This is a genomic window from Bacillus sp. SIMBA_154, from assembly GCF_046536015.1.
GTDB classification, from domain to species: Bacteria; Bacillota; Bacilli; order Bacillales; family Bacillaceae; genus Bacillus; species Bacillus pumilus_P.
The window spans coordinates 1-248 of the sequence record NZ_JAWJBV010000512.1; the positions used below are offsets into that span (position 1 = coordinate 1).

Below are 248 nucleotides of genomic sequence, written 5' to 3' on the forward strand. Positions count from 1 at the left end.
GGGAAATTTAAATATTGAGAATATCAACCTAGAAGGTGAGCAACTGCCTGTAGCTCTTAAAAACTCCAATATAAATGTGGCGTTTAATAAGTCTACCGCCACCATTGAAGGAGATTTAAATGACCCTCAAGGCGGACAGGTAAAATTAACGGGGAATGTTGATTGGCAAGGTGAACAACCAGCTGTAAATATGAATGTAGTCGGCAGTGAGTTTTTTGTAAGAGCGCAACAAGGCGTGGTGTTTAAAG

At 40.3% G+C, this 248-nt stretch carries 1 protein-coding gene; it reads left to right on the plus strand.

Translation table 11 applies throughout. The features are described from left to right. A partial coding sequence (locus R0K30_RS22950; protein WP_410613270.1) for a hypothetical protein occupies positions 1-248 on the plus strand: 248 nt, incomplete at both ends.